General features: G+C 57.1%; 1 protein-coding gene and 2 tRNA genes. 1 reads left to right on the plus strand and 2 read right to left on the minus strand.

Features of this window, described 5'->3' with window-relative positions; all coding sequences use genetic code 11:
* Window positions 1-64 precede the first annotated feature (64 nt).
* A tRNA-Val gene (locus tag QVP03_RS02030) sits at window positions 65-139 on the minus strand.
* Window positions 140-274: 135 nt separating this feature from the next.
* Window positions 275-348, minus strand: a tRNA-Asn gene (locus QVP03_RS02035).
* A gap of 125 nt (window positions 349-473) precedes the next feature.
* Here QVP03_RS02035 and QVP03_RS02040 point away from each other — a divergent pair.
* On the plus strand, window positions 474-1391 hold a 918-nt coding region (locus QVP03_RS02040), incomplete at its 3' end, for a DUF1573 domain-containing protein (RefSeq protein ID WP_288210603.1).

A 1391-nucleotide genomic window follows, 5' to 3' on the forward strand; every position in this document is an offset into this window, starting at 1 on the left:
GATAAAAAAGAGAAAAGCGGCTGAAAATACGTTCTACACGCATCTCTGACCGCTTTTTGATTAGTGGGAGCTGAGGGATTCGAACCCCCGACCCTCTGCTTGTAAGGCAGACGCTCTGAACCAGCTGAGCTAAGCTCCCGTAGTGAATGGCTTGGGACTGCAAAGGTAATTCAAAATACATGAACTCCAAATTTTTCATCGAAATTTTTCATTCTTTTTATCACCTACCCTGCAGGCGTTTCTGAAAGAACCTTACGCAACCCTCGCGCATCTGCGCCTGAACAAGGACTTGAACCTAGGACCCCATGATTAACAGTCATGTGCTCTAACCAACTGAGCTATTCAGGCATTCGAAAATCGGTATTTCAACCGTTTCGGAGTGCAAATATATAGCAAAATTTCATTCCCGCAAAATTATTGCACGATTTTTTCTCAAAAAATGTACCTTTGCATCATAGACACCAATCAGCACCATGACGGCACGACGACATATCCTCCTCACACTCTTGGCCCTTTGCGCTTTCGCAACGGCGGCACAGGCACAACTGGTCTTTACCCCCGACACCTGGGATTTCGGCACGATCCGCGAGACCGACGGCCGCGTGAGCCATACCTTCACGGGCGAGAACCGCGGCAATACGCCCGTGGTGATCCTCGACGTGGTCACCACCTGCGGCTGCACGGTACCCCAATTCACCAAGCGTCCGATCCGCCCCGGCGAGAAAACCACCGTCAAGGTGACATTCGACCCGGCCAACCGCCCCGGCGCCTTCACCAAGGAACTGGGCGTCTACTCCTCCGAGCGGAAAAAGGTCGCCACGCTCACCATCCGGGGCAATGTCACGCCGCGCATGAAATCCACCGAGGAGCTCTACCCGGTCGATGCGGGCGGAGGGCTGCGGCTCTCCACGACCCTCAACGCCTTCTCCTACATCCGCCCCGGGCAACAGGTACAGTCTGCCATCGGCTATGCGAACACCTCGGGCAAAACCATCCGGCTCGAACTGCGCCCGCTGGAATCGAGCGGGCTGCTGACGGTGACCGCCCCGCGCGAGATCGCACCGGGCGAACAGGGATCGATCAACGTTGCCTACCTCATCCCCGAGGCCGATCCCCGCTACGGCACGCTGCGTGACGCCCTCGAGGTGCGCGTCGACGGCCGCACCAACGGCACGGCGATCGTCACCCACGGCATCGGCATCGACCGGGCGGAGGCGGGTACCGGAGGACAAAACGCCCCGAAAGCGCAGATAATCGAAAATATTATTAAATTTGGCCCGGTAAAGCATGGTGCCCCCAGGCAGGAACGTACCTTTACGCTCTCGAATACGGGCAGTGCCGAACTGGTCGTGCGGGCCGTCGAAACCAACGGCAGGATCGCCACGACGCTC

Origin of the sequence: Alistipes sp. CAG:29 (genome assembly GCF_000435435.1) — a bacterium.
GTDB lineage: Bacteria > Bacteroidota > Bacteroidia > Bacteroidales > Rikenellaceae > Alistipes > Alistipes onderdonkii.